Source organism: Gellertiella hungarica, from assembly GCF_014197145.1.
Taxonomy (GTDB): domain Bacteria; phylum Pseudomonadota; class Alphaproteobacteria; order Rhizobiales; family Rhizobiaceae; genus Gellertiella; species Gellertiella hungarica.
In genome coordinates, this window is the sequence record NZ_JACIEZ010000002.1 from 617,221 (window position 1) to 642,856 (window position 25,636).

At 66.2% G+C, this 25,636-nt stretch carries 22 protein-coding genes; 15 read left to right on the forward strand and 7 right to left on the reverse strand.

All coding sequences use genetic code 11. From position 1 onward, the window contains the following. Positions 1-22 precede the first annotated feature (22 nt). The 3 genes from GGR23_RS07480 to GGR23_RS07490 are packed head-to-tail and all read left to right on the forward strand — an operon-like array spanning position 23 to position 3,302. Positions 23-1,822, forward strand: coding sequence for a pseudouridine synthase (locus tag GGR23_RS07480; RefSeq protein ID WP_183365544.1), 1,800 nt, complete (start codon positions 23-25; stop codon positions 1,820-1,822). Positions 1,823-1,828: 6 nt separating this feature from the next. Then, a complete protein-coding gene (gene rsmD / locus GGR23_RS07485; protein ID WP_183365545.1) occupies positions 1,829-2,386 on the forward strand; it encodes a 16S rRNA (guanine(966)-N(2))-methyltransferase RsmD in 558 nt (185 codons plus the stop codon). Positions 2,387-2,420: 34 nt separating this feature from the next. Continuing rightward, positions 2,421-3,302, forward strand: coding sequence for a patatin-like phospholipase family protein (locus tag GGR23_RS07490; RefSeq protein ID WP_183365546.1), 882 nt, complete (start codon positions 2,421-2,423; stop codon positions 3,300-3,302). A 320-nt stretch (positions 3,303-3,622) separates the two neighbouring features. Here the strand turns inward: GGR23_RS07490 and GGR23_RS07495 are convergent, their stop codons facing one another. Continuing rightward, the gene (locus GGR23_RS07495) at positions 3,623-5,407 is read right to left on the reverse strand and encodes a monovalent cation:proton antiporter-2 (CPA2) family protein (protein ID WP_183365547.1); all 1,785 of its coding nucleotides are present in this window, start codon (positions 5,405-5,407) and stop codon (positions 3,623-3,625) included. 207 nt (positions 5,408-5,614) lie between these two features. Here GGR23_RS07495 and GGR23_RS07500 point away from each other — a divergent pair, with 207 nt between their 5' ends. The 7 genes from GGR23_RS07500 (at position 5,615) to lpxK (ending at position 13,153) form a co-directional block, all read left to right on the forward strand. Further along, positions 5,615-7,177: an acetolactate synthase large subunit gene (locus GGR23_RS07500; RefSeq protein WP_183365548.1), complete on the forward strand. Its 1,563-nt coding sequence runs from the start codon at positions 5,615-5,617 to the stop codon at positions 7,175-7,177. Positions 7,178-7,271: 94 nt separating this feature from the next. Then, entirely contained in the window at positions 7,272-8,618 is a 1,347-nt protein-coding gene (locus GGR23_RS07505; RefSeq protein WP_183365549.1) for a TldD/PmbA family protein, read from the forward strand. A 4-nt stretch (positions 8,619-8,622) separates the two neighbouring features. Next, on the forward strand, positions 8,623-9,438 hold the full coding sequence (locus GGR23_RS07510; RefSeq protein WP_183365550.1) for a 3'(2'),5'-bisphosphate nucleotidase CysQ: 816 nt from the start codon (positions 8,623-8,625) through the stop codon (positions 9,436-9,438). A gap of 62 nt (positions 9,439-9,500) precedes the next feature. Beyond that, positions 9,501-9,734 carry a DUF4170 domain-containing protein gene (locus GGR23_RS07515; RefSeq protein ID WP_183365551.1) on the forward strand — a complete coding sequence of 78 codons (234 nt, stop codon included), beginning with the start codon at positions 9,501-9,503 and terminating at the stop codon, positions 9,732-9,734. A 175-nt stretch (positions 9,735-9,909) separates the two neighbouring features. Next, on the forward strand, positions 9,910-11,229 hold the full coding sequence (waaA, locus tag GGR23_RS07520; RefSeq protein WP_183365552.1) for a lipid IV(A) 3-deoxy-D-manno-octulosonic acid transferase: 1,320 nt from the start codon (positions 9,910-9,912) through the stop codon (positions 11,227-11,229). 25 nt (positions 11,230-11,254) lie between these two features. Beyond that, on the forward strand, positions 11,255-11,971 hold the full coding sequence (locus tag GGR23_RS07525) for an HAD family hydrolase (RefSeq protein ID WP_183365553.1): 717 nt from the start codon (positions 11,255-11,257) through the stop codon (positions 11,969-11,971). A 144-nt stretch (positions 11,972-12,115) separates the two neighbouring features. Further along, entirely contained in the window at positions 12,116-13,153 is a 1,038-nt protein-coding gene (gene lpxK / locus GGR23_RS07530) for a tetraacyldisaccharide 4'-kinase (protein WP_183365781.1), read from the forward strand. An 18-nt stretch (positions 13,154-13,171) separates the two neighbouring features. On the opposite strand, the gene GGR23_RS07535 is transcribed toward lpxK, so the two are convergent. Continuing rightward, positions 13,172-14,563 carry an aminotransferase-like domain-containing protein gene (locus GGR23_RS07535; protein ID WP_183365554.1) on the reverse strand — a complete coding sequence of 464 codons (1,392 nt, stop codon included), beginning with the start codon at positions 14,561-14,563 and terminating at the stop codon, positions 13,172-13,174. 115 nt (positions 14,564-14,678) lie between these two features. On the opposite strand from GGR23_RS07535, the gene GGR23_RS07540 reads away from it, so the two are divergent. Then, positions 14,679-15,575, forward strand: a complete 897-nt coding sequence (locus GGR23_RS07540) for a DMT family transporter (protein WP_183365555.1) — start codon at positions 14,679-14,681, stop codon at positions 15,573-15,575. Here GGR23_RS07540 and GGR23_RS07545 read toward each other — a convergent pair. Together GGR23_RS07545 and GGR23_RS07550 are read right to left on the reverse strand one after the other, a co-directional pair. Beyond that, positions 15,556-16,560, reverse strand: a complete 1,005-nt coding sequence (locus GGR23_RS07545; RefSeq protein WP_183365556.1) for an inorganic phosphate transporter — start codon at positions 16,558-16,560, stop codon at positions 15,556-15,558. The two genes, GGR23_RS07540 and GGR23_RS07545, sit on opposite strands and share 20 nt — an antisense overlap. After that, the gene (locus GGR23_RS07550; protein WP_183365557.1) at positions 16,560-17,204 is read right to left on the reverse strand and encodes a DUF47 domain-containing protein; all 645 of its coding nucleotides are present in this window, start codon (positions 17,202-17,204) and stop codon (positions 16,560-16,562) included. Before GGR23_RS07550 ends, GGR23_RS07545 begins: the two co-directional genes overlap by 1 nt. A 227-nt stretch (positions 17,205-17,431) precedes the next feature. Here GGR23_RS07550 and GGR23_RS07555 point away from each other — a divergent pair, with 227 nt between their 5' ends. Both GGR23_RS07555 and GGR23_RS07560 read left to right on the forward strand, forming a co-directional pair. After that, positions 17,432-17,740: a flagellar basal body protein gene (locus GGR23_RS07555; protein ID WP_183365558.1), complete on the forward strand. Its 309-nt coding sequence runs from the start codon at positions 17,432-17,434 to the stop codon at positions 17,738-17,740. Between the two features lie 115 nt (positions 17,741-17,855). Then, complete coding sequence (locus GGR23_RS07560; RefSeq protein WP_183365782.1) at positions 17,856-18,611, forward strand: SDR family oxidoreductase; 756 nt, start codon at positions 17,856-17,858, stop codon at positions 18,609-18,611. 43 nt (positions 18,612-18,654) lie between these two features. Here GGR23_RS07560 and GGR23_RS07565 read toward each other — a convergent pair whose 3' ends face one another. Together GGR23_RS07565 and mutL are read right to left on the reverse strand one after the other, a co-directional pair. Next, the gene (locus tag GGR23_RS07565; RefSeq protein WP_183365559.1) at positions 18,655-18,882 is read right to left on the reverse strand and encodes a DUF2093 domain-containing protein; all 228 of its coding nucleotides are present in this window, start codon (positions 18,880-18,882) and stop codon (positions 18,655-18,657) included. A 156-nt stretch (positions 18,883-19,038) separates the two neighbouring features. Beyond that, the gene (mutL, locus tag GGR23_RS07570; RefSeq protein ID WP_183365560.1) at positions 19,039-20,853 is read right to left on the reverse strand and encodes a DNA mismatch repair endonuclease MutL; all 1,815 of its coding nucleotides are present in this window, start codon (positions 20,851-20,853) and stop codon (positions 19,039-19,041) included. A gap of 393 nt (positions 20,854-21,246) precedes the next feature. On the opposite strand from mutL, the gene GGR23_RS07575 reads away from it, so the two are divergent. Together GGR23_RS07575 and GGR23_RS07580 are read left to right on the forward strand one after the other, a co-directional pair. Then, positions 21,247-22,959, forward strand: a complete 1,713-nt coding sequence (locus GGR23_RS07575) for a response regulator (RefSeq protein WP_183365561.1) — start codon at positions 21,247-21,249, stop codon at positions 22,957-22,959. Between the two features lie 294 nt (positions 22,960-23,253). Further along, a complete protein-coding gene (locus GGR23_RS07580) occupies positions 23,254-24,597 on the forward strand; it encodes a putative bifunctional diguanylate cyclase/phosphodiesterase (RefSeq protein WP_183365562.1) in 1,344 nt (447 codons plus the stop codon). Here GGR23_RS07580 and GGR23_RS07585 read toward each other — a convergent pair. Beyond that, entirely contained in the window at positions 24,585-25,532 is a 948-nt protein-coding gene (locus GGR23_RS07585; RefSeq protein WP_183365563.1) for a LysR substrate-binding domain-containing protein, read from the reverse strand. The two genes, GGR23_RS07580 and GGR23_RS07585, sit on opposite strands and share 13 nt — an antisense overlap. Between the last annotated feature and the right edge of the window lie 104 nt (positions 25,533-25,636).

Sequence of the window (25,636 nt, forward strand, 5' to 3'; positions counted from 1 at the left end):
GTCAAACCAAGGCAAACAGCAAATGACATCCAAAGACAAGTCCAGCCGTGGCGGCAGGCCCGCCGCAGGGCGCGACGGCGCCAATCGCAACCGCTCCGGCAAACCTTCCGGCAAGCCGCCGGGGAAGCGTTTCGGCGGCCCGCGCGGCGCTGACCGGCCCGCCGACGGCGAGCGATCCGAACGCCCCTTCGCCAAATCGCGCCCCGCAGGCGCGCGCGACGAGGGCGCAAAACGCGAAAAGAGCCATTTCGGGGAAAAGCGCGAAGGCCGCTCCTTCGGAAAGCCTGCCGGCAAGGGCAAGCCCTTTGCGGCCAAAGGCGATGCACGCCCGGCACGTCCCGCACGCCCGCGTCCGGCACCGGTTGCCGTCGAAGCGGCGACCGACGGTCCGAAGCCCGAGCGCATTTCCAAGCTGCTGGCCCGCGCAGGCGTTGCCTCGCGCCGCGACGTCGAGCGGATGATCATGGAAGGCCGGGTCTCGCTGAACGGCACGGTGCTGGACACGCCGGTCGTGCTTGCGACGCTTGCCGACAAGATCGAGGTGGACGGCATGCCGGTGCGGGGCATCGAGCGCACCCGCCTGTGGCTCTATCACAAGCCTGCTGGCCTCGTGACGACCAATTCCGATCCGGAAGGCCGTCCGACCGTCTTCGACAACCTGCCCGACGATCTGCCGCGGGTCATGTCCGTCGGCCGGCTCGACATCAACACCGAAGGCCTGCTGCTGCTGACCAATGACGGCGGCCTCTCGCGCGTTCTCGAACTGCCCTCGACCGGCTGGCTGCGTCGCTACCGCGTGCGCGCCCATGGCGAGATCGACCAGGCGAAGCTCGACACGCTGAAGGACGGCATTGCCGTCGACGGCGTGCTCTATGGCGGCATCGATGCCGTCCTCGACCGCCAGCAGGGCCACAATGTGTGGATCACCATGGGCTTGCGCGAAGGCAAGAACCGCGAGATCAAGAACGTGCTGGGCGCGCTCGGTCTCGACGTGAACCGCCTGATCCGCCTGTCCTACGGCCCGTTCCAGCTGGGTGACCTGCCGGAAGGCGCGGTGGTGGAGGTGCGCGGTCGCCTGCTGCGCGACCAGCTCGGCCCCCGCCTGATCGAGGAGGCCAAGGCCAATTTCGACGCCCCCATCTTCAACCAGCCTGTCCGCGAGGAGGGTGAGGCCGAGGCAGACGAAGCCCCGGCAAGGAAACCCGCCCGGGCAAGACCCGCGGCAGCGGACCACGCCTTCGACGATCGCCCCGAACGCCGGGGCAAGCCGGCAGCAGGCGGAAAGCCGTTCAAGGGCAAGGGTTTCGACCGCAAGGACGAGCGCGACGACCAGTTCGATGCCCGCCCGAAGCGCAAGCCGGCCGGCACGACGCGCACCGCCAATGTCTGGATGGCGCCGGGCGCCAAGCCCCTTTCCGACAAGCAGCGCTCCAAGCGCGGCGCGATCCCCAATGCCAAGCCCGTCGTTGCCTCGCCCGATATCAAGGGACCGCGCGTCAAGGTGACCCGTGCCCAGGAGGACCGGGACTGGATCCGCGCCGAGAATCCCGCGCCGAAGAAGGACGAGGGCGGCTTTGGCGGCCGCAAGTCCTTCGGCGACCGCAAGCCGCGCGAGGACCGCGACGACCGTCCGCCCCGTGGCGAACGGGCTGACAGGGGCTCCTTCGGTGACCGGCCTGCCCGGGGCGACCGTCCGGCGCGCGGCGAAAGGGGTGATCGCCCCATGAGCCGCAAGCCCTCCGGCGACCGCCCCTTCGGCGGCAAGCCTTCCGGTGGCCGTCCGTCGGGCAAGCCCGGCGGCCCGCGCGGCAGGAAGGGCTGAGCCACCATGCGCATCGTCGGTGGAGACCTGCGCGGGCGCGCGCTCGCCACGCCGAAGACAAACGCCATACGGCCCACCACGGACCGGACGCGCGAAAGCCTGTTCAACATTCTTGCCCATACCTATCCCGATGCGCTGGATGGGGCGCGGATGATGGACCTCTTCGCCGGGACCGGCGCCGTCGGCATCGAGGCGCTCTCGCGGGGGTGCCGCTTCGGCCTCTTCGTCGAATCGAGCGTCGAGGGCAGGGGCCTGCTCTGGCAGAATATCGAGACGCTGGGCTTGACCGGCCGGGCGCGGATGCTGCGTCGGGACGCCACCGATCTCGGCTCTGCCGGGACGATGGAAGCCTTTCATTTTGCCTTTGCAGATCCGCCCTATGGTCAGGGTCTCGGGGAGAAGGCGCTTGCCGCCGCTGCCGCCGGCAACTGGCTGAAGCCCGGCGCGCTTGTCGTTCTGGAAGAACGGGCCGATATTGAGCCGGCAATGGATGCGGTTTTCCAGCGACTGGAAGACCGCACCTTTGGCGATACCAGGATGCATTTCTACCGCTATAGGCCCTGACCTCCCGGGCCATGCGGATCGAGGACGGATACGCATGACCCGCGCGCACCATGCCGGCAGGACCAGCCCTTCGGGCAGCACGCCCACGATTGCCATCGCCTTCGGCGGCGGCGGCGCCAGGGGCCTTGCCCATATTCACGTCATCGAGGCACTGGACGAGCTCGGCATACGGCCGGTAGCGATCTCGGGTGCTTCCATCGGCGCGATCATGGGGGCCGGCATGGCCGCCGGCCTCTCCGGCGCTGAAATCCGCGAGCACACGCTCGCAACCGTCGGCAACCGCGCCAATGTCGTCAACCGCCTCTGGAGCCTTCGTCCCTCCACGGTCAAGGCCGCCATGTCGGGCGGCTTTCGCATGGGCCAGTTCAATCTCGAGCGCATCCTGGGCGTCTTCCTGCCGGAAGCCCTGCCCGAGGATTTCGCCGACCTCCAGATCCCGCTCAAGGTCTCGGCCACCGATTATTACGGCCAGTGCGAGAAGGTCATCGAGACGGGCGCGCTCGTGAAGGCGCTTGCCGCGAGTGCAGCGCTGCCGGCAATCTTCATGCCTGTCACCGTCGAGGGCAGGGTGATGATCGATGGCGGCATCTTCAACCCCGTGCCCTACGAGGAGCTTCTGCCCCTGGCCGACATCGTCATCGGCATCGATGTGGTCGGAGGGCCCGAGGGCGACGGCACCCATGTGCCCAACCGGCTGGACAGCCTGTTCGGTGCAAGTCAGCTGATGATGCAGGCCAACATCGCGCTGAAGCTGAAGCTCGGCCCGCCCCACATCTTCCTGCGACCGGCCGTCAACCGCTTCCGGGTGCTCGATTTCCTCAAGGCAGGCCAGGTGCTGGACGCCTCGGCCGGCATCAAGGAAGACCTGAAACGCGCGCTCGAGAGCGAAATGGAGAAGCGCCTCAGGGCCTCCTGACGATATCCGATTTCATGATCCCGATCGGGAGCAGCGGCAGCTCCGGCGGCTTTTCCCGCCCATGGCGGATACGCAGGATCTTGGATGTCTCCAGCGCGAATTCGATGATCCACGAGATAGGCGCCCATAAAAAATGATACCGGGTGATCTCCGGTATCTCGCGTCCTTCACTCGCGAGACAGGTCTTCAGGGCACGGCCCCGACCTGTTGCAGCACGTCAGGGGCAGCCTGAGGTTCAGGGGAGCGGATAACTGTTGTTCTGACACAGATATTCTCCCCTTTTATAATGCCGGAATGGACAAGAAGGGCGAGAGCTCCGTTCAGGTCTTGGCTTCTTCCGCCACCTTTCCGTGCCGGGGCTTCATCAGCGGCTCCGGCGTGACCGGGCGGGTGTGGAGCTTGTCGGTGCCGGCATAGATGCCTTCGGCGGCCTGTATGGCGAGCCGCTCCTCGTCGCGGCGGCGGATGTCCCGGCGGATCTCGTCGGCCGTCGCCTCGTCGGTGCCGAGCGCCTCCAGCGTGCGGGCGCCGAAAAGCAGGCCGGATTCCAGCGTCTCGCGCAGCTCGTATTCCACGCCCTTTTCCCTGAGCGCGATGGTGTGGATGCGGTCATAGGAGCGCACGAAGAGCCGCACGTCGGGAAAATCGGCCTGCACGAGATCGACGATGCGGTCGGTGATGTCGCGCTGATGGGTGCAGATCGCGACGATCTTCGCCCGTTCGATGCCGGCGGCGATAAGCACGTCCTTGCGGGTGCCATCGCCGAAATAGATGCGGAAGCCGAAGCGCTCCGCCTGCCGGACACGATCGGCAGAGGTGTCGATGATGGTCACGTCGCGTCCGGCGGCAAGCAGCATCTGGGAGGCGATCTGTCCGAAGCGGGAGAAGCCGATCATCAGCACGTCGGAGCCGGCGCCTTCGAAATCCTCCTCCAGTTCCTCCTTCTCGCCCTTGGTCAGCATCCGGCGCGAGAGGGCGGAGCCGAGCGGTGTGAGCGCCATGGAAAGGGTGACGACCGCAATCAGCAGCGAGGCGGTTTCTGCGGAGAACAGGCCGGAAGCCGCCGCCGTGGTGAACAGCACGAAGCCGAATTCGCCGCCCTGCGGCAGGAGGAAGGCGATGCGGATCGCGTCGTTGTGGCTGGAGCCCGTCATGCGGCACAGGCCATAGATCACGCCCGCCTTCAGCAGCATCATGGCCGGCACGGCAATGGCGATCACCACCAGCTTGTCGAGGAGCACCTCGATCTCCAGCGAAAGGCCGACCGCCATGAAGAAGGTCGCGAGCAGAATGCCGCGGAAGGGTTCGATATCCGCTTCCAGTTCGTGGCGGTAGCTGCTTTCCGCCAGCATCACGCCCGCAAGAAAGGCACCCATGGCCATCGAGAGGCCAACCGCCTGCATCAGCGTCGCCGAACCGAGGACGAGGAAAAGCGCTGCCGCAATCATCGCCTCGCGCGCACCGGTGCGCGCAATCACGTTGAAGATGCGGGAAAGCAGGTAGCGCCCCGCAAGCACCATGCCGCCCACGGTGGCGACCGCAACGAGAATATCCACCCACAGCGGATTGGCCGCTTTCTCGCCGGAGCCGTCGAGGAAGCTGGTGAGCGCCAGAAGCGGCACGATCGCAAGGTCCTGGAACAGCAGCAGCGAGAAGGAGCGCTGGCCGTAGCGGGTGTTCACGTCGCTTTCGCTTTCGAGGATCTGCATGGCGAAGGCGGTGGAAGAGAGCGCCAGCCCGAAGCCTGCGACGATGGCCGGCCGCCAATCGAGTAGGCCGGTCACCCGGATGGCGGCGGTCAGGACGAGACCCGTCACCACCACCTGCGCCATGCCGAGCCCGAAGATGTCGCGCCGCATCTGCCAGAGCCGCGAGGGCTTCAGCTCCAGCCCTATGATGAACAGCAGGAAAACGACACCCAGCTCCGAGACGGACAGGATTTCCTCCCCCGTCGTGATGATCCTGAGGAGCGGCCCGATGACCACCCCGGCCGCGAGATAGCCAAGCACCGTGCCAAGGCCGATCTTCTTGAAGAGCGGCGCTGCGACGGTCACCCCGCCAAGGAGCACGAGGACTTCGGCGAAAAGGGCGTTGGGGGTGGTCATGAAGGAGGGTCCTGTGCGATTCGGCGCCAAAATCTGAAAATTGATGATTGCATAGTAAAGCCAACCGCCCGCCGCGCCAATGCATGGGGGCATGTCTGCCCTGTGCGACCCGTGGCATTGCGGATAAGCACTCGGGCGAGCGCCTTCTCCCTTGCGCGGCTGCCTCGATCGCCGATATCAAGGCCGCACAATCGAGAGGAGATGGGCATGAACGGCGCGGAAATCCTGGTCAACACGCTTCTTTCGGGAGGCATCGACGTCTGTTTCGCCAATCCGGGCACCTCGGAGATGCATTTCGTCGCCGCGCTTGACCGCTATCCCCGGATGCGCTGCGTGCTGGGACTGTTCGAGGGTGTGGTTACCGGCGCTGCGGACGGCTATTACCGCATGGCCGGCAAACCGGCATCGACGCTGCTGCATCTCGGCCCCGGCCTCGCCAACGGCCTGTCCGCGCTCCATAACGCGATGAAAGCCTCCTCCGGCATCGTCAACGTGGTTGGCGATCATGCAAGCTGGCATTTGCAGTATGATGCGCCGCTGACCAGCGATGTCGATGGCATCGCGCGCCCCGTCTCGCACTGGCTGAAGCGCTCCCACGCGCCCGATGATGTGGGCCGGCATGCGGCGGAGGCGATCGAGGCTGCCAATGGCCGTCCGGGCGCCATCGCCACGCTCATCCTGCCCGGTGACGCGGCCTGGAACGAGGCTGGAACACCCCTCCGTTTCGACCCCGCCACCAGCGCCGCCCCCCATCGCCAGCCGCTCGCCCCGCGCGCGGATGCCATCGATGCCGCGGCAAGGGCGCTTCTTTCCGGACAGCCGGCCGCGCTCTTCCTCGGCGGTGCTGCACTGACGGCAAAGGCCATGGAGATCGTCGGGCGGATCGTCGCGAAGACCGGCGCACGCCCCTTCAGCCAGACCTTCGCCGCCCGCGTCGAGCGGGGGGCGGGCCGGGTGGCGGCCGAGCGGCTTCCCTATCCGGTCGATCATGCGGTGGAGGTGCTGAAGCCCTATCGCCACATCGTGACGGTCCAGGCAAGCCAGCCGGTCGGCTTCTTTGCCTATCCCGGCAAGCCGAGCGTCCTGTCCCATCCGGAGGCGGAAATCCATCCCCTGTGCGGTCTGCAGGAGGATGTCGTGGCAGCGCTCGAGGCGCTGGCCGAAGCGGTGGGCGCGGCAGGAGTTCAGCCGGTTCGCGCCATGCGCGCCGAAGCCGCACTGCCGACCGGGGCGCTCAATCCGCTCGCCATCGCCCAGGCGCTCGCCGCCCTGATGCCGGAGGATGCGGTGGTCGTCGACGAGGCGATCACCGGCGGGTTCAGCTCCTATCCGTTGACGGCAACGGCCGCGCCGCATGACTGGCTGCAGAACATGGGCGGCTCCATCGGCTTTGCCCCGCCGGTCGCGACCGGTGCGGCGCTCGGCGCGCCCGGCCGTCCCGTCATCTGCCTGACCGGCGACGGCAGTGCGATGTATTCCCTTCAGGCGCTCTGGACGCAGGCCCGCGAAAGCCTTCACGTCGTCACGCTGGTCTTTTCGAACCGCACCTACCAGATCCTCAAGATGGAGTTTGCCGGCGTGGGCGCCGGCGAGCCCGGCCCGAGCGCGCTCGCGATGATGAACCTCGACCGCCCCGATCTCAACTGGGTGAAGATGGGCGAGGGCATGGGCGTTCCCTCCACCCGCGTGACGACGGCGGAGGAACTCTGCACGGCGCTGTCGCGGGCGCTTTCCGCCGAAGGCCCCTCGCTGATCGAGGTCATGCTCTGAGGGGCAGGGGCCCGGGGTCCGGCCAAAACTTCTCGCCCGCCCCTTGATGCGGCGGGGGTCGGGGAATAAATGCAGGGCAACGAAAGGCCTTCCCATGACGTCAGAACTCAAGAGCAGCACCCTAGTCGATCGCGCCGCGCAGCTGATCGAGCTCGCCAGAGCCGCCGGTGCTGATGCCGCCGATGCGGTCGTGGTGCGCTCCCGATCCCAGTCGGTTTCCGTGCGCCTTGGCAAGGTGGAGAACACCGAGGCCTCCGAGAGCGACGATTTCTCGCTTCGCGTCTTCGTCGGACGGCGGGTGGCGAGCGTCTCGGCCAATCCCGGCTTCGACCTGAAGGTGCTGGCCGAACGCGCCGTTGCCATGGCCCGGGTCTCGCCGGAGGATCCGTTCGCCTGCCTGGCGGACGAGGAGCGGCTGGCAAAATCCTATCCCGATCTCGCGCTCTTCGATCCGACGACGGTCGAGACCGCACGGCTCAGGGAGATGGCGCTCGAGGCGGAAGCGGCGGCCCTTGGCGTTGCCGGCGTGACCAATTCCGGCGGCGCCGGAGCCTCCGCCGGCTTCGGAGGACTGGTTCTCGTGACCTCCCACGGTTTCGAAGGGTCATACACCGCCTCCCGCTTCGGCTGCTCGGCGAGCGTGATTGCCGGCGAGGGCACGAAGATGGAGCGCGACTACGACTATGACAGCCGCCTCTATTTCGGCGAGCTCGACGATCCCGCGGAGATCGGCCGCCGCGCCGGCGAGCGCGCGGTGCGAAGGCTCAATCCGCGGCAGGTGGAAACGGGGCAGGGCGTGACCGTCGTCTTCGATCCGCGCGTGGCGCGCGGCTTCGTCGGCCATATCGCCGGTGCGATCAACGGCGCCTCTGTCGCCCGCAAGACCTCGTTCCTGCGCGACCGCATGGGCGAGCGGGTGCTCAAGGCCGGGCTCAACGTGATCGACGATCCTCTGGTCGTGCGCGGTTCTTCCTCGCGCCCCTTCGATGGCGAGGGCGTCACCGGGGAACGGCTTGCGATGATCGAGGACGGTGTCCTGAAGCACTGGTTCCTCTCCACCTCCACCGCCCGCGAACTCGGCCTTGCCACCAACGGGCGCGGCGTGCGCTCCGGCACCATGGTATCGCCGTCTTCAACCAACCTGTCGCTGGAGCCCGGCGAAGTCTCCCCGGAGGAGCTCATCCGCTCGGTCGGCAATGGCTTCTACGTCACGGAGCTGATCGGCCAGGGCGTCGACATGATTACCGGCGAGTACAGCCGCGGCGCTTCCGGTTTCTGGATCGAGAATGGCGCGCTGACCTTCCCGGTTTCGGAGGTCACCATCGCCTCGAACCTCAAGGACATGTTCATGCGGGTGACCCCGGCCAGCGACATCGATCGAAAATACGGTGTCGCCAGCCCGACGCTCGCCATCGAGGGCATGACGCTCGCAGGAAAGTGATCCCATGACCCTCCGCATCACCGGTGCCCAGACCTGGGCCGACGATCTCGCCCTCATCGCGGAGGCGGCGCGCGCCGCCGGGGCGGTCGCGCTCGGCTATTTCCGCCAGTCGCCGGAAGTGTGGTGGAAGAACAAGGATCGCTCGCCGGTCAGCGCTGCGGATTTTGCCGCCAACGAGTGCCTCTCCGACATGCTGCGCAGCGCCCGCCCGGGCTATGGCTGGCTTTCGGAGGAGACGGAGGACAGCCGGGACCGGCTTTCCTGCGAGACCGCCTTCGTCATCGACCCCATCGACGGGACCCGCGCCTTCATCGGCGGGGAGGTGACGTGGTGCGTCAGCGTCGCGGTGGTGCACCAGGGGCGGCCGGTTGCCGGCGCGCTCCATGCACCGGCGCTGGAGGAGGAATATCTGGCCATCGCCGGCGGGCCGGCCCTCAAGAACGGGCTGCCGATCGCCACCACCCGCTGGCACGAGGGCGAGCCGATGCGGCTTGCCGTGCCGGAGGACATGCTGGCGAAGTTTCCGCCCGAACGGCGCCAGTCGATCACCCGCATCACCCACGTGCCGTCGCTGGCCTACCGGCTCGCCATGGTGGCCGAGGGGCGGATCGACGGGACGCTGGTAAAGCGCAATTCGCACGACTGGGATCTGGCTGCAGCCGACCTCATTCTCGAATGCGCCGGCGGCCGCCTGACCGACCTTCAGGGGCAGGCCCTAGCCTATAACCGCGCCGAGGTGAGCCACCCGGTTCTCTGCGGTGCGGCGGGCTCGCTGGTGAAGCCGCTGGCGCGGGAATTCGCGGCGCTTCAGCACGGTTGACCCCGGCCCGTCTTTGAGCCAAGGAGGGGCGGGAGGACCGCACCACAGAAGGGGCTTGATAAATGGCAGAAACGGAAGACAAGAAGCAGCTTCTCCACCTGGTTTTCGGTGGCGAGCTCGAAAATCTGCAGGACGTCCAGTTCCGGGATCTGGAGAAACTCGACATCGTCGGCATCTTCCCGGATTACCAGAGCGCGCTGACTGCCTGGAAGGCAAAGGCACAGCAGACGGTGGACAATGCGCACATGCGCTACTTCATCGTTCACATGCACAAGCTGCTTTCGCCGGGGAGTTGATCCGCGCCGAATACAACCCGTCTTCGGTTGCGTCGCGAATTAGACGCAATTATATCGGATGGGACGCCCTTACATAATAATAATGCCGCAAAGGCGTGCGGCACACGGCAATGGCGGGGATGAAGACCTTGATCTCGAGCATGGCTCTGCCCGGAAGGGCGCGGAGAGCGATCCGATGAGCAGCCGTTTCGCGCGGCTCGCGCTTTCGAGCTACAAGCTGGCAGGGCTTGCGGCCTACCCGCTGCTCGGCCCCTATCTCAGCTACCGCGCCGCCAAGGGCAAGGAAGACCGTGCGCGCCGTCTGGAGCGCTTCGGCTTTCCGAGCCTCGAGCGCCCCGCCGGCCCGCTGGTCTGGTTTCATGCCGCAAGCGTCGGCGAAACCTCCGCCGTCATCCCGCTCATCCGGGAAATGCGCCGACGGGACATCTGGGTGGTGCTGACCACCGGCACCACGACCTCCGCCCATCTGGCCGCCACGCGGCTCGGCGAGGACGTGCTGCACCAGTATGTTCCCCTCGACCTCAAGCCTGCCATCGACCGTTTTCTCGATTACTGGCAGCCCGATGTGGCGATCATCGCCGAATCGGAGATCTGGCCTGTCACCATCATGGGGCTCGGCGAGCGGCATATCCCGCAGATCCTGGTCAATGCCCGCATGTCGGACCGGTCCTTCGCGAGCTGGAGCAAGCGGCCGTCCATCGCCGAGGCGCTGTTCGAAAATCTCGCGCTGGTAATTGCGCAATCGGAGGCGGATGCCGAGCGCTTCCGCGATCTCGGCGCGCTTCCGGTGATGACCTCGGGCAATCTGAAGGTCGATACGGACGTGCCGCCGCACGATCCGGCGGTGCTGGCGGAATACCGCCGTCAGCTCGGCAATCGCCGCACCTGGGCAGCCATCTCCACCTTCAAGGGGGAGGAAATGGCGGCAGCGCAGGTGCACAATGCACTGAAGGAGCGCACCGGACTGCTTTCCATCGTCGTGCCGCGTCATCCGGAGCGCTGCGACGCTCTCGAGGCGCAGCTGAAGGAAAAGGGGCTGAAGGTCGCCCGCCGCACCCGCGGGGATGCGCTCACCCCCGATGTGGATGTTTTCCTCGGCGATACCATCGGCGAAATGGGGCTCTACCTGCGCCTGACGGAAGTGGCCTTTGTCGGCCGCTCGCTCTTTGCCGAAGGGGGGCAGAACCCGCTCGAACCGGCCCTGCTCGGCTGCGCCGTGCTGTCCGGGGGGCATGTGCAGAATTTCCGCGACACCTATCAGCGGCTGGCGCGCAACGGCAGCGCCCGCATGGTGCGCGACACCGAAATGCTCGCCAAGGCGGTGCATTACCTGCTGTCCAACGACAATGCGCGCCAGACCATGATCAAGGCGGGTCTGGAGACGGTGGAAGAGATGCGCGGCGCACTCACCGCCACCATCAAGGGGCTGGAGCCCTATATCAACCCGCTCACGGTCAAGGCCCGGCTTCAGCCGCGGCTTGCGGTGCGCGGCTGACGCACGATCTTCGGGGGAGGACTTCATGAGCGGCACTCGGACCATTCGCGCCATTCTTTTCGACAAGGATGGCACGCTGCTCGATTATGCCAAGAGCTGGCTGCCGGTGAACCGCGAGCTGGCGATCTTCGCCGCCGACGGCGACCAGGAGCTTGCAAACCACCTGCTGCGCGAGACGGGCATGGACCCGGAAACGGGCTACGTGGTTCCGGACAGCCTTCTTGCGGCCGGAAACACCCGCGAGATCTCCGAAGGTCTGGTTGCCGCCGGCGCCCGGCGGGAGATGGAAGAGCTCGTCGCCCATATGGACGGCCTCTTTGCCTCCGCCGCGAGCCGCGCCGTCCCGGTGACCGACCTGCGGCAGTTCTTCGAAAGCCTTCATGGCAAGGGGTACAAGCTCGGCATCGCCTCCAGCGACAACGAGCGCTCGATCCGCCACACCGCCGAGCGTTTCGGCTTTGCCCATCTGGTGCATTACGTGGCGGGCTATGACAGCGGCTTCGGCACCAAGCCGGAACCGGGGATGGTTCTCGGCTTCAGCGAAGCCACCGGCATCGACGTGAGCGAGATCGCCGTGGTCGGGGACAACAATCACGACCTGCACATGGGCCAGCGCGCCGGCGCCGGGCTGAAGGTCGGCGTGCTGACCGGGACCGGCTCGCGGGAATCGCTGTCGGCCGCCTCCGATCATTGCCTCAACGACATCACCGAACTCGAGAGCATCCTGCCCGCGCTTGCCTGAGCGCCGCATCCGCTTTCCGGAGTTTTTGCCATGCCCGCTTTGCCCCCGCAATTTCTAGCAGTTGCGGGCGGCGCGTTCCTGGGCTTTCCTGCTACCTTGAAGTCGCTGCTTTTCCGCGCGGCTGGATTTCGGGACGGCATGCAGATGGTATCGGATTCTCCGCCCTTCTGGTGGACGAAGGCAGACTGGCGCGCCTATGCGCTTTCCCCGGTCTCGTTCCTCTATGGCCGCATCGCCGGTTATCGCATGGCCAATGCGCCCCGCACCGGCGTTTCCGTTCCCGTCATCTGCGCCGGCAATTTCACCGCCGGCGGTGCGGGCAAGACACCGACCGCGCTGGCACTTGCGGAGGCGGCAAAGGCGAAGGGCCTCGTTCCGGGCTTCCTCAGCCGCGGCTATGGCGGCTCCATCGATGTCACCACGGTGGTCGATCCGGATCATCACCGCGCCGATGCGGTGGGGGACGAACCCCTGCTTCTCGCCCGCACCGCGCTGACGGTGATCGCGCGCCGGCGGCTCGAGGGCGCCGAACGGCTGATCCGGGAGGGCGCGACGCTCATCATCATGGATGACGGCTTTCAGAGCGCCCGGCTCGCCATCGATTTCGCGCTGCTCGTGGTCGACAGTCACCGGTCAACCGGCAACGGTTTCGTCATCCCCGCCGGCCCCGTGCGGGCGCCGATGGACGTGCAGCTGCGTCATGCCACCGCTCTCCTGAAGGTGGGCGACGGCGACAATGCGGATTACCTGATCCGCCGGGCGGCAAGGGCGGGGCTCGGCGTGATGGAAGCGCGGCTGATGCCGAAGCCGATGCCGGAACTTGCCGGAAGGCGTGTGCTTGCCTTCGCCGGCATTGCCGATCCCGGCAAGTTCTTCCGCACGGTCGAGAGCCTCGGGGCCGAGATCGCGGAAAGCCGCAGCTTTCCCGACCACAGCCATCTGGAGGAAGACCAGATGCGTGACCTCCTCGAGACGGCACGCAGGCAGGCGCTGATGCTCGTCACGACGGCGAAGGACCATGTGCGCCTTGCCGGCCATGGCGGAACGGCGGCGGAGCTTGCCGCGGCTGCCACCGTCATCGCGGTCGAGATGCAGTTCGACGATCCCCGCGCGCCGGGCATGATCATCGACCGGGCGGTGGACGCCGCGCGCAAGCGGCTTCTTGGCCAGAAGACGTCCTGACCACCCAGCTGTCTTGCATCACGGCCCGGCCAGTAGCCGTTCGAGGACTTGCCAGATCCTGTCGTCCGCCGACTGGGCCACGTTGAATCTCAGGAATTGCCGTGCCGCGCCCGACGGGCTGAAGGCATCGCCGGGAGCGAGCACGATGTTCTCCGCAAGACAGGCGCGGGCGAGACCCGCGGCCTCCACGCCCTCGGGAAGGCGGCACCAGAGGAAGAGGCCCGCCTCCGGCTCTATCCAGGGTTCGAGCCCGAGCGCCCGTACCCGCCGGATCGTCTCGTCCATGGCCCTGCCGAGGCGAACCCGCAACTGTTCCGCATGCCGCCGGTAGCTGCCGTCGCTGAGCACCGACAGCACCAGTTCCGCGGAGAGGCGCGATGCGGAAAAGCCGGTGGCGATCTTCAGGTCGACCAGCGGATCGACCCAGTCCGCCCGCAGCGCCACATAGCCCGAGCGGGCTGCCGCCGAGAGCGTCTTGGAAAAGCTCCCGATGGCGATGACCCGCTGCAAGCCGTCGATGGCGGCAAGCCGCGGCTGGTGACGGTTCTCGAGATCGCCGAAGATGTCGTCCTCGATCACGCTCATGCCCGCATCGGCCGCTAGCCGAATCAGGCGGTGAGCCGTGACCGGCGCCATGACGGCGCCCGTCGGATTGTGCATGCCGGCCGTGGTGATGTAGAGGCGCGGCTTTTCCGCCGCCACGATCCGGGCAAAGGCGTCCGTATCGGGCCCCTCGGGCGTCATCGGCACGCCGACCACCCTTGCCCGGTGCGCCCTGAGCAATGCGTGGAAATTGAAGTAGCAGGGATCGTCCACAAGCACGGTGTCGCCCGGTTCCAGAAGGAAGCGGCAGATGAGGTCGATGGCCTGCGTGCCCGAATCCACCAGGACAATGCCGTCCGGGCCTGCCGGAATGCCCCGGTCCATCATGCGCCGGGACAGCCACTGCCGGAGCGCGGGCAGGCCCTTCGGGCTGTCGTAGTCGGTCAGCGCCGCGCCCGCCTGCCGGGAGAGCGCCTTTAGCGCGCGCTGCAGGGCGGCCTCCGGCATCCAGTCCGACGGCAGCCAGCCACAGCCGGGCTTCAAGAGATCGGCCCTCTCCTCGAGCGCCTGACGCGAGATCCACAAGGGATCGACCGCCCGGTCGAGCCGGGGGCCGATCTCGGCAATCGCAAGCGGAGCCGCGGTCTGCGCCACATAAAAGCCGGAGCCCGGTCGCGAGCGGATGACGCCCTGTGCCGCAAGCCGTTCATAGGCTTCGACCACGGTGGAGGGCGAAACGCCCATGGTCTTGGCAAAGACCCGCACGGACGGAAGCCGCGCACCGGTTACCAGGCTGCGCGAGGCGATCCGTCTTTCGATTTCCCCGATCACCGCACGGGTCCGGCTTCTCGGTGTCTCTTCCAGCATCGGTCCCATCCGTATGGATCATGGATACAGTACAGTTTATCGATATCGTATGGAACCGTTACTGGCCTGTCCAGCCCGCCCTCCTTCATACAGGATGCGAAGAAGGAGGTGTTTCATGGACAGAAGCACGATTGGATGGATCAACGGGTTCCTGGGCGTTCTGATCTTCTCCGGCTCGCTGCCGGCGACCCGCATCGCCGTGGCCGATTTCGATCCCACATTCCTGACCGCCGCAAGGGCGGTGATTGCCGGGCTCATTGCCGTGCCTGCGCTGTTGCTCATGGGAGGGAAGCGGCCGGGCAGGAGGGATATCCTGCCGCTGCTGGTGGTGTCGCTCGGGGTGGTGATCGGCTTTCCGCTGCTGACGGCGCTGGCGCTGCGTCATGTCCCGGCGGCCCATACCATCGTCTTCGTCGGCCTACTGCCGCTGGCCACCGCATTCTTCGGGGTGCTGAGGGCGGGGGAGCGGCCGCAGCCCGCCTTCTGGCTGTTTTCGGCGCTCGGCAGTGCCGCCGTTGCCGGCTTCGCGCTGGCCGGCGCGGGCACGGGCTTTTCGGCCGCAAACCTCTTGATGCTGGGCGCAATCCTCGCCTGCGGCCTCGGCTATGCCGAAGGCGCCCGCCTCTCGCGCGAGTTCGGCGGCTGGCAGGTCATCTCCTGGGCGCTGGTGCTCTCGCTTCCGGTCATGATCCTGCTCGGCGTCGTGACCCTTCCGGAAAGGCTGCCGCCCCTGGGCGCCGTCTCCTGGGCCGGCCTTGCCTATGTCTCGGTCTTCAGCATGTTCGTGGGATTTGTCTTCTGGTATCGCGGCCTGGCGCTCGGCGGTATTGCGGGCGTGGGCCAGCTCCAGCTGCTTCAGCCCTTCATGGGGCTGCTGCTGGCGGGCTGGCTGCTCGGCGAGCATGTCAGCCCGTCCATTTTCGCGGTGACGGCTGCGGTCGTGCTTTGCGTTGCGGGGGCGCGGCGGTTTTCCCGCCCGCCGCCCGCGCTTGTCAGCCGAAAAGCGTCGTGAGGGCGTAGGTCAGCGCCGAAATCGCCGCCGCTGCCGGCAGGGTCACGACCCAGGCGATGACGATGTTTCCGGCCAGGCCCCAGCGGACGGCGGAGACCCGCCGTGCCGCGCCGACGCCGACGATGGCGCCGGTGATGGTGTGCGTCGTCGACACCGGAATGCCGAGCCACGTGGCGCCGAACAGCGTCAGCGCCCCGCCGGTTTCCGCGCAGAAGCCCTGCATCGGATTGAGGCGGGTGATCTTCGAACCCATGGTGTGCACGATGCGCCAGCCACCGAAGAGCGTTCCGATCGCCATGGCCGCCTGACAGGAAATCACCACCCAGAAGGGTACGTGGAAGGTATCGCCGAGATAGCCCTGCGAGAAGAGCAGCACGGCAATGATGCCCATCGTCTTCTGTGCATCGTTGCCGCCATGGCCGAGAGAGTAGAGCGAGGCCGAGACGAACTGCAGCACGCGGAACGTGTTGTCGACGGCAAAGGGCGTCTGCCGCACGAAGATCCACGATACGAGCAGCACGAGGATGAGCGCCAGGAAGAAGCCGATCGCGGGCGAGAGGAAGATGGCGAAAACCGTCTTCGTCAGGCCCGAGAAGACCACGGCCGAAACGCCGGCCTTGGCCACGCCCGCACCCACGAGTCCGCCGACCAGCGCATGCGACGAGCTTGAGGGAATGCCGAAGATCCAGGTGACGATGTTCCAGACGATCGCCCCCGTCAGCGCCGAAAAGATCACCGCCGGGGTGATGACCCCGGGGTCGACGATGCCCTTCCCGATCGTTTCCGCCACATGCAGGCCGAAGAACAGGAAGGCGATGAAGTTGAAGAAGGCGGCCCAGGCCACCGCATATTGCGGCTTCAGCACCCGGGTGGACACGATGGTCGCGATGGAGTTCGCCGCATCGTGGAGGCCGTTCAGGAAGTCGAAGAACAGCGCGACCCCGATGAGCGCCACCAGCAGCGGAAATGCGAGTGTCGCCTCCATCAGACGTTCTCGATCACGATGCCGCTGATTTCGTTCGCCACATCCTCGAAACGGTCGACGACCTTCTCGAGCTCGGCATAGATTTCCGCGCCGATGATGTAGGACATGGGGTCGGACTTGCCGTGCCGCTTGAACAGGTCCTTGAGGCCCTTTTCATAGGCTTCGTCGGAGCGGCCCTCGACGCGGGTGATTTCCTCCGCGATTTCGGCAAGGCGATGGGCGTTGGTGCCGATCTTGTCGAGCAGCGGAACGGCTTCCGCAATCAGCCGGGCGCATTCGCCGATCATCACGCCGATGTCGCGCATGCCGGGATCGAAGGTGGTCTGCTCGTAGAGACGGATGGTCTTCACCGTCTTGTGCATCATGTCGATCGCGTCGTCGAGCGACTGGATCAGGTCCTTGATGTCACCCCGGTCGAAGGGGGTGATGAAGGAGCGGCGCACCGCCTGCAGCACCTCGCGGGTGATTTCGTCCGCCTCGTGCTCGAGCGCGACGATGCGATTGCAATGGGCTTCCAGATCGCCTTCGCCGGCGAGCAGGGCCTTCATTGCGTCGGCCGCCCCGACGACGGTCTTCGTGTGGTTCTGGAAATAGTCGAAGAACTTGTCTTCGCGGGGCATCAGTTTCTTGAAAAGGCTGATCATGCTTCTTGGGTTCCGGCCTGGGTCTGTCACGAAAGTGTCATAAAGGAATTCCCACCGCTGCAAAAGCGAGGAATCCGCCTTTGCTGTGGGTTTTCCGGCCCGATCCGCCGCCATTGCGCCGTCCGATGTCCCGTAACGGCACAGGCGCCCGATCCGTTCCGCCAAAGGCGTGCACGGGCCGTCAACCCCTGTCGGGTAAAACGGGGCAAAATCGGGGAGCGCCGTGAATGACCGACCGGATCATGTCCATCGCCGTGAGTGGCCTTGAGGCCTCGCAGGTCCGCCTTCGGGCGGTCGCCGCCAACCTTGCCCATGCGCAAACCGCCGGCTACCGTCCGCTCGAGGCGCGCCTTTCCTCCCTTCCCGGCGGCGGGGTCGCGGCAAGCCTTCAACCGGCATCCTCTCCTGCCGCACCGGATACCGCCGAAGCCATGGTTGCGCTGGTCGAAACCCGGCTTCAGTTTTCTGCCAATGCCCGCGCCTTCGAGACGGGCGCCACCCTCTGGGATCTCCTGCAGACGATCCGGCGCGACTAGCGAAAAAAAGAATCCCGCATGCCGTGCAAGAAACGGGTGGTTCGCACGCTCTCCGTGCTCCTATTGCTTTGCCTCCCCTGAACAGGAGGTTTGAACCATGGGACGTTACGACAGACTGGGACTGCTGGAAAACAAGGTGGCGCTGATAACCGGTGCATCCGCGGGGATCGGCCGGGAGACCGCGCTGCTGATGGCCGGCGAGGGAGCGAGCCTCATCCTCAACGCCCGCCGCGCCGAGCCGCTGGAGGCGATCCGGCAGGAAATCGAGGCGGCAGGCGGCACCGCCTTTGCCGTTGCCGGCGACGTTGCCGATCCCGCAACCCATGCAGCCCTGGCAGAGGCTGCCGAGAGAAGGTTCGGCGGGCTCGACATCGCCGTCAACAATGCAGCCGTCATCGGGCCCTACAAGCCGCTTGCGGAGGTGACGCTCGAGGAATGGCAGCACACGCTTGCGGCCAATCTCACCGCTGCCTTTCTCGGTGCCCGGGCCCAGGTTCCGCTGATGCTCAGGCGGGGCGGCGGGTCGCTGCTCTTCACATCCACCTTCGTCGGCACCAGTGTCGCCATCCCCGGCATGGGCGCCTATGGCACCAGCAAGGCCGCGCTTGGCGGGCTCGTGAAGGCGCTGACGGCGGATTATGCGGCGCAGGGCATCCGCGCCAATGCGGTGCTGCCGGGCGGCGTCGATACCGATCTCGGCGGCAGCGAGGAGCAGAAGGCCTGGGCAGCGACGCTCCATGCGATGAAGCGGATCGCCAAGCCCCGCGAGATTGCCGAGGCCATGCTGTTCCTAGCCTCCGACCGGGCAAGCTTCATTACCGGCGCCTCGCTCTTCGTCGATGGAGGCAATGCGGCGGTCAAGCTCGGCTAGCGCGCGAAAAAAAGGGGATGGGCTCCGCCTCGGCGAGCCCGTCTCAGCGCTGGTTCGGCAGGGCGCCGGCGCGCTTTTCCGCTTCCAGGGAGGCCGCGGCATCCACATAGGGCTCCTGACGCGCCACGCTCCAGTATCGCAGTTCGTCCAGCGGAATGGTCCGCCCGGTCATGGCGCAGATCACATGCGACCCCGGCAGCAGGATCTGGAAGTCGGCATCGAGATACCTGATCTTTGCCTCGCGGTTTCCGCCGCCGTCAAACCGGTTCATCCTGGGTCTCCTGCCTCTGATCATGTCCCGCGGGCCGTCCCTGGCCGTGTCGCGCCGCCGTCCGGGCAAGCCCTGGCGCCTGTCATGGTTATTTGCCATACTCCTCGCATCCGCGGATTTCCAGTCCCCCTGGCGGAGCCAGGCGCCGCCTTTTCCTCAGCTTCGCCCGAAGAGGCGCTCGATATCGGCCAGCTTCAGCTCGATATAGGTCGGCCGGCCGTGATTGCACTGGCCGGAGCCGGGCGTGGCTTCCATCTTGCGCAGCAGGGCATTCATCTCCTCCGGCTTCAGCCGCCTGCCGGATCGAACGGACCCGTGGCAGGCCATGGTCGCGGCGACGTAATCGAGCTTGGCGGCGAGCGAGGCGGCATGGTCCCATTCGGCAATCTCGTCGGCCAGCTGCCGCACGAGGCCGACCGCATTCACTTCGCCCAGAATGGCCGGCGTTTCCCGCACGGCCACGGCGCCCGGCCCGAAGCGCTCGATGCCGAGGCCCATGGCGGCAAAATCTTCCGCATGAGCCATCAGCCGGTCGCAATCCTCCTCCGGCAGGTCGATGATCTCGGGGATCAGCAGCATCTGCGAGGCGCGCGACCGCGTGGCGAGGCTCTGGCGCAGCGCCTCGTAGACCAGCCGCTCATGGGCGGCGTGCTGATCGACGATGACCAGCCCGTCGGCGGTCTGCGCGATGATGTAGTTTTCGTGGATCTGTGCCCGCGCCGCGCCGAGAGGATGATCGCGCTCCTCGACCGGCAGGTCTTCGGCCCGGTCGAGGCGGGCCGAGGGTGCCGCCATGCTGTCGAAGCCGGCCTGTGCGCGTTCGGCAAATTGCGGCGCCGACGCCGGAGCTGCAGGAGCGGAGACCGGCCGTGACGGGGAGGTCTCGTAGGACCACGCGCGGCCTGGCTGCGGGGTGCGATGGAAGGGCGAAAAGCCCGGGCGGAAGGCCGAGGCCATCGCCGCCGCACCCGTGGTTGCCGCCCGCGATCCGTCCCGTGCCAGCGCCTCCTTCAGCGCCCCCACGATCAGACCCCGCACCAGCCCGGGATCGCGGAAGCGGACGTCAGATTTGGCCGGATGGACGTTCACGTCGACGAAGGCGGGGTCGAGCGCGATCGAAAGCACCGCCACGGGATAACGGCCATAGGGGACGGTATCGGAATAGGCGGCGCGGATTGCCTGCAGGATCAGCTTGTCCTGCACCGGCCTGCCGTTGACGAAGGCATATTGATGGGCGCTGTTGCCCCGGTTGAAGGTGGGAACGCCCGCAAAACCGGTCAGCCGCACGGCCTCCCGCTCCGCCTCGATCTCGATGGAATTCTCGGCAAAATCCGCGCCGAGCACCTGGCCCATGCGCGCCAGGGAATCCTTGCCGCAGGCAGAAAATTCGAGTGTCGAGCGGTCCGGACCCGACAGCACGAAGCGGATGGCCGGAAAGGCAATCGCCATGCGCTTCACCACCTCGGTGATGGCGCCGGCCTCCGCCCGTTCCGTCTTCAGGAACTTCAGGCGCGCGGGCGTCGCGAAGAACAGGTCCCGCACCTCCACCACCGTGCCCGGATTGGCGGGCGCCGGGCGAACCGGCGAAACCTTGCCGCCGATGACCTCGATCTCGCTGCCGCTGTCGTCTCCCGGGCGCCGGCTGCGCACCGAGAGCTTCGCCACCGAGCCGATCGAGGGCAGGGCCTCGCCGCGGAAGCCGAGCGTGCGGATATGCATCAGCGTGCTCGAGATCTTTGATGTGCAGTGCCGGCGGATGGCGAGCGCCAGGTCCTCCGGGCTCATTCCGCAGCCGTTATCGGTCACGCGCAGCAGGGATTTGCCGCCGCCCGCGGTTGCGATCTCGATGCGGGTCGCCCCCGCATCGATGGCATTCTCGATCAGTTCCTTGGCAGCGCTCGCGGGTCGCTCGATGACCTCGCCGGCGGCTATCTGGTTGATCAGGGTTTCGGGCAATTGCTTGACGGACATGATGCCGTTTCTAGCGGGATTCGCGCCTGCGGGCCACCATGCGGCCGCTCCCGTCCCCGGTCTTTTCCCGGCCCACAGCGAGCTCATGAACAAAATGCTGGTGTGCCATCTTAATCCCGATTTAACGATCAAGTGTCAGGTTAGGCGTATCTGCCATGGGTGCAGATCAACGGTTGTAATCCGTTCGGCAAGGCGATGGTGCTGGACCCATCGCATGACACTTGACGAAGGCTGCTGTTCGGCAGTCCTCCCAGCATGTTCCCCTCGGCATCGAATATCGGATCGGGTGATGAACCATCTCCCAGGCGGCATGGAAATGACACGGAATGCACACCGGGCGACCGGCGGGCAGGGTTCCGGCTGCCGCATCGAGGCGCCGCGGGGGGAGGTGTCATGAACGATGCGCTGACCGAAGCGATCCAGGCGCAGTCGCCCCTGCTCGACATCGTGTGCGAGGCATTGCCGGCGGCCATGCTTGTCTATGACGGCAACGACCAGATCCTGTTCGCCTCGAAGCAGATCCTCAATTTCTTCTCGCTGCCCACCGAAGTCCTGCTTCCGGGAACCCGGCTGAGGGATTTCCTCGGCGCGGTCTACGACAACCGCTCCCGCGCAACAGCCACCGCCGGCGACATGCGCGGTGCCAGCGGGCGCGACGACTGGGTCGCCGAGCGGCTGGCCAGCCACTGGCGCGAACGCTTCGAACTGACGGAAAGCTACGGCTACGGCCGGTGGGTGCGCTTCATCAAGCGCCGGTTCCCGAGCGGCACCGGAATCTGCCTTATGACGGACGTGACCGAGCACCACAAGCGCGAGGAACAGTGGCGCGCCGACATGGCGCGGGTACAGCTCACCGAGGAGATCCTCGACAACCTGCCGTTCCCCGTCTTCGTCAAGGATCCGGCGATGACCTACATCGCCGTCAACCGGGCCTTCTGCCAGCTTCGCGGCGTGGAAGCGGACGGCATTCTCGGCAGGACGGTCTTCGATTTCGCCCCGCGCAGCGTCGCGGAAATCTTCGATGCAGCCGACCGCCAGGTTCTGGAAACCGGCGAGCCGCTCCCCGTGCCCGAGCGGCTGGTGCGTCCCGATGGCCACGAGGTTGCCGTGATCACCCGCAAGCTCCGGATCGGCAAGCCGGGCCGCTTCCTGCTTCTCACCACCATGGAAGACGTGACCGAGCTCACCGAGGGCTACGAGCAGGAGGGCTGGCTGAAGACCCAGCTGAAGATGCCGCTTTTCCCGAACATCGAGGGCGGCGAGGTGCTGGAAACGGTGGCGGTTCAGGCAGGGCCGGCATCACCGGCCGAAAGCATGCTGCCCGACCGGTTCCTCGGGCGCCGCGTTCTGCTCGTCTCTTCCGACGTGACGGTCGAGGCGCAGGCAGGCCGCGTCTTTGCGCGGCTCGGCATCGATTACTGCTGCGTCAGCAGCGCGCTCGAGCAGGAAGCCTTCCTGCGGGCCGCGGCCGAGGCCGGTGTCGACATCGACGTGATCGTCATCGACACCCAGATGGAGGCGCGCACCATCGAGCTTGCGGAACACCACGGCATCAACGTGCTGGTGATGGACGGATCGCAGATGTCCGGCGAGCTCTCCTATCAGCTGGTGCGGCACTTCAACAGTCCTTGGGGACGCCCGCGCTCCGAGCGCAATCCCATCGAGGAATGGGACATCGAGACCATCATCGTCGAGCCGCAGATCGCCGTCAGCCTCGTGGATGTGCTTGTCGTCGAGGACAATCCCGTCAACCAGATCGTCTTTTCGCAGATCCTCGAAGGCCTCGGCCACAGCGCCCGCATCGTCTCCACGGGCGAGGAGGCGCTCCGTGCCGCCGCCGATCTCATGCCCCGCTGCATCCTCGTCGATCAGACGCTGCCCGACATGACCGGAATCGAGCTGACGGCGGCGCTCAGGAAACTCACCGATGCACTGGCGCACGTGCCTGTCATCGGCGTCCTGGTTGCCGCCCGCGAGCCGGATGCGGATGCCTGCCTCGCGGCAGGCATGAACGGCACGCTGATGAAGCCGATCAGCCCGGAATCGCTGGAAAATCTCCTGCGCACCTATCTCGCTCACGACAGCCGCAGCGTCATCGCCGGTTAAGCCCCGAACAGCCCGCAAATGCCCCGGACGAGGCCCTTCCGCGCCTTGCGAGATCCCCTTTCCATGCCCTTCCTTCCGTGACCCCAGAAATCAGGGGCGAATTCCCATAGCCCATTGTGTTTATGCGATATAACAAAATTAAGGGTTTGTCGGCATCGTGTGAGCAGGGACCGGCTCGAGGCCGTTCCCGGGAAATGAATTGGGTAGACGAAGGCTCATGCACCCCAAAATGGTGGTTGCGCCGTGGTGCGTTGAACAGGATGCGCGGCGCTTGGAAACGCTCGGGATCGGGGAATGAAGCTGACTGAGGAATTGGCGCAGCAGGTCAGCCAGAATGAACTGCATGCGATGGCCTATACGGACGCACTGACCGGCCTTGGCAACCGGCACCGGCTCCGGGACAAGATGCGCCGGCTGGTCCATGAACGGGCAGCCGATCCGGCGCCCTTTGCAATCTGCATTGCCAATCTGGACGGCTTCAAGCCGATCAACGACCTGTTCGGCATGGCCGCAGGCGACGAGATCCTGTGCAAGGTGGCCCATCGCCTGAAGGCCTGCATTCCCGATGGCGCGACCGTGACCCGGCATGGCGGCGACGAATTCGCCTTCCTCTTTCCGCTGGTCTTCGAGCGCACGGGTGCGGAGAAGATCGGCCAGATGATCCGCGATGTCCTGTCTGCCCCCTACGATCTCGGCGACCGCAACGTCCGGCTTTCGGCGTCCTTCGGCTTCGCCGTCTATCCCTTCGCGGGCGAGGATTTCGACGATCTGCTGAAAAGCGCGGAAACGGCCCTCTACCGCTCGAAGCGGCGCGGGCGCGGGCAGATCACCGTCTATTCCCAGCAGATCGCCCAGGAGATGAAGCGCGCGACCCAGCTCGAGCAGGCGCTGCGCAATGCCATCATCAACGATCAGGTGGACGTGCATTTCCAGCCGATCGTCACCATGGCAACCGGCCTGCCTGTCGGGTTCGAGGCGCTTGCCCGCTGGAACGATCCGGATCTCGGCTTCGTGTCGCCGGCCATCTTCGTGCCGCTGGCGGAGGAGCGCGGCTTCATCGACGCGCTTTCGGAAGCCTTGCTGCGCAAGGCGGCGGAAGCCGCCCTGTCCTGGCCGCGCGAGCTGTTCCTCTCCTTCAACGTTTCTTCGGCCCAGCTGATGGACCCGGGAACGGCGGGAAACATCCTCTCGATCCTCAACCGCGTCGGCTTCGATCCGCACCGGCTCGATCTCGAGATCACCGAAACCGCGATGATGACCTCCGCGGAAACCGCCCAGCGCATCCTTCTCGAACTGCGCCAGCTCGGCGTGCGCGTCTCGCTTGACGATTTCGGTACCGGCCAGTCGAGCCTGGGGCGCCTGCGAGACTTCACCTTCGACAAGGTGAAGATCGACCGCGCCTTCGTGGCCCGCATCACGTCCGACCGTGCTTCCGAGCACATCATCAAGGCGATCATCACCATGTGCGAGGGCCTCGATCTTCAGGTGGTGGCCGAAGGCATCGAGCATGCGGAGGAAGCGGAAATCCTCAAGCGCTTCGGCTGCGGGCTCGGCCAGGGCTATTATTACGGCAAGCCCGCCGATGCGGCGGCAACGCTGCGCTATCTCAATGAACGCTACTACGATCAGAGCGCCTGAACGGCGGGGCCCTGTCCGTCGCCGGCCTCGGCCTGACCCTCGGCGATCAGCCAGTCGCGCACCCGGCGCGCGGGTGCCGAGAGCTCGCGCGAGCGCGGCCATACCACATAGAAGGCAAGGCCGGTTCTGAGCACGTGGTTTCCGACGGGTACCAGCAGGCCCGAACGCGTTTGCCGGTCGGTCAGATGCTGCCATCCGAGCGCGATGCCGTCCCCCGCCAGCACCGCCTGGATCACCAGCACGTAATCGTTGATAGCCAGCCGCTTGCCGCGCGGCTGCCAGGAAAGACCGGCGCTTTCGAACCATTCCGGCCAGTCGCAGGCACGCCGCACCGGCTCCTCGAGATCGATCAGGCGATAGCGCGTGAGATCGGCGGGCGTTTCGGGAAAGCCATGGGCCTCGATGAAGGCGGGGCTTGCCACCGCGTTGATCACCTCCGGCGCCAGCTCCGCCGCGTGGTAGCGCGGCCACTGGGAAGGATCGCCGCCTCGGATGCCGAGCGGAATGCCTTCCTCCTCGAGATCCAGGTCGCGCACGCTGGTCTGGATGCGCAGGTCGACGTCAGGCAGGTCCTGACGCAGTTTTGCCAGGCGCGGCAGCATCCACATGGAGGCGAAGGCGGTGGAGGCGGCAAGCGTGACGTTCTGCATCCGGTTCTTGGCGCGGATGTCCTCGGCCGATTTCTGGATGCGGGCGAGCCCGGCCGAGACGTCGCCGTGAAAGCGGGCGCCGACCTCCGTCAGCTCCACCGAGCGGTGCAGGCGCTTGAAAAGGGTGACGCCCATCTGCTCCTCCAGCGCCCGGATGGCATAGGAAACCGCCGCCTGGCTCAGGCCCAGTTCCGATGCCGCACGGGTGAAGTTCTCGTGCCGCCCCGCCGCCTCGAAGATGATGAGATGCGTTGCCGATGGCAGCAGCCGGCGCAGGCCGTCCATGTCTGATTCTCCCTCTCTCCCATAAATGCAGCTTATTGGAAGCTTATAAAAATACCAGCGTCACGCGACGCTTGGCGGGCGGTAGGTTCTTTCCCGACAGAACA

Bases quoted from the DNA above. Each gene is read 5' to 3' on its own strand.
- GGR23_RS07480 (WP_183365544.1), top strand. From the start codon at position 23: ATGACATCCAAAGACAAGTCCAGCCGTGGCGGCAGGCCCGCCGCAGGG.
- rsmD (WP_183365545.1), top strand. From the start codon at position 1,829: ATGCGCATCGTCGGTGGAGACCTGCGCGGGCGCGCGCTCGCCACGCCG.
- GGR23_RS07490 (WP_183365546.1), top strand. From the start codon at position 2,421: ATGACCCGCGCGCACCATGCCGGCAGGACCAGCCCTTCGGGCAGCACG.
- GGR23_RS07495 (WP_183365547.1), bottom strand. From the start codon at position 5,407: ATGACCACCCCCAACGCCCTTTTCGCCGAAGTCCTCGTGCTCCTTGGC.
- GGR23_RS07500 (WP_183365548.1), top strand. From the start codon at position 5,615: ATGAACGGCGCGGAAATCCTGGTCAACACGCTTCTTTCGGGAGGCATC.
- GGR23_RS07505 (WP_183365549.1), top strand. From the start codon at position 7,272: ATGACGTCAGAACTCAAGAGCAGCACCCTAGTCGATCGCGCCGCGCAG.
- GGR23_RS07510 (WP_183365550.1), top strand. From the start codon at position 8,623: ATGACCCTCCGCATCACCGGTGCCCAGACCTGGGCCGACGATCTCGCC.
- GGR23_RS07515 (WP_183365551.1), top strand. From the start codon at position 9,501: ATGGCAGAAACGGAAGACAAGAAGCAGCTTCTCCACCTGGTTTTCGGT.
- waaA (WP_183365552.1), top strand. From the start codon at position 9,910: ATGAGCAGCCGTTTCGCGCGGCTCGCGCTTTCGAGCTACAAGCTGGCA.
- GGR23_RS07525 (WP_183365553.1), top strand. From the start codon at position 11,255: ATGAGCGGCACTCGGACCATTCGCGCCATTCTTTTCGACAAGGATGGC.
- lpxK (WP_183365781.1), top strand. From the start codon at position 12,116: ATGGTATCGGATTCTCCGCCCTTCTGGTGGACGAAGGCAGACTGGCGC.
- GGR23_RS07535 (WP_183365554.1), bottom strand. From the start codon at position 14,563: ATGCTGGAAGAGACACCGAGAAGCCGGACCCGTGCGGTGATCGGGGAA.
- GGR23_RS07540 (WP_183365555.1), top strand. From the start codon at position 14,679: ATGGACAGAAGCACGATTGGATGGATCAACGGGTTCCTGGGCGTTCTG.
- GGR23_RS07545 (WP_183365556.1), bottom strand. From the start codon at position 16,560: ATGGAGGCGACACTCGCATTTCCGCTGCTGGTGGCGCTCATCGGGGTC.
- GGR23_RS07550 (WP_183365557.1), bottom strand. From the start codon at position 17,204: ATGATCAGCCTTTTCAAGAAACTGATGCCCCGCGAAGACAAGTTCTTC.
- GGR23_RS07555 (WP_183365558.1), top strand. From the start codon at position 17,432: ATGACCGACCGGATCATGTCCATCGCCGTGAGTGGCCTTGAGGCCTCG.
- GGR23_RS07565 (WP_183365559.1), bottom strand. From the start codon at position 18,882: ATGAACCGGTTTGACGGCGGCGGAAACCGCGAGGCAAAGATCAGGTAT.
- mutL (WP_183365560.1), bottom strand. From the start codon at position 20,853: ATGTCCGTCAAGCAATTGCCCGAAACCCTGATCAACCAGATAGCCGCC.
- GGR23_RS07575 (WP_183365561.1), top strand. From the start codon at position 21,247: ATGAACGATGCGCTGACCGAAGCGATCCAGGCGCAGTCGCCCCTGCTC.
- GGR23_RS07580 (WP_183365562.1), top strand. From the start codon at position 23,254: ATGAAGCTGACTGAGGAATTGGCGCAGCAGGTCAGCCAGAATGAACTG.
- GGR23_RS07585 (WP_183365563.1), bottom strand. From the start codon at position 25,532: ATGGACGGCCTGCGCCGGCTGCTGCCATCGGCAACGCATCTCATCATC.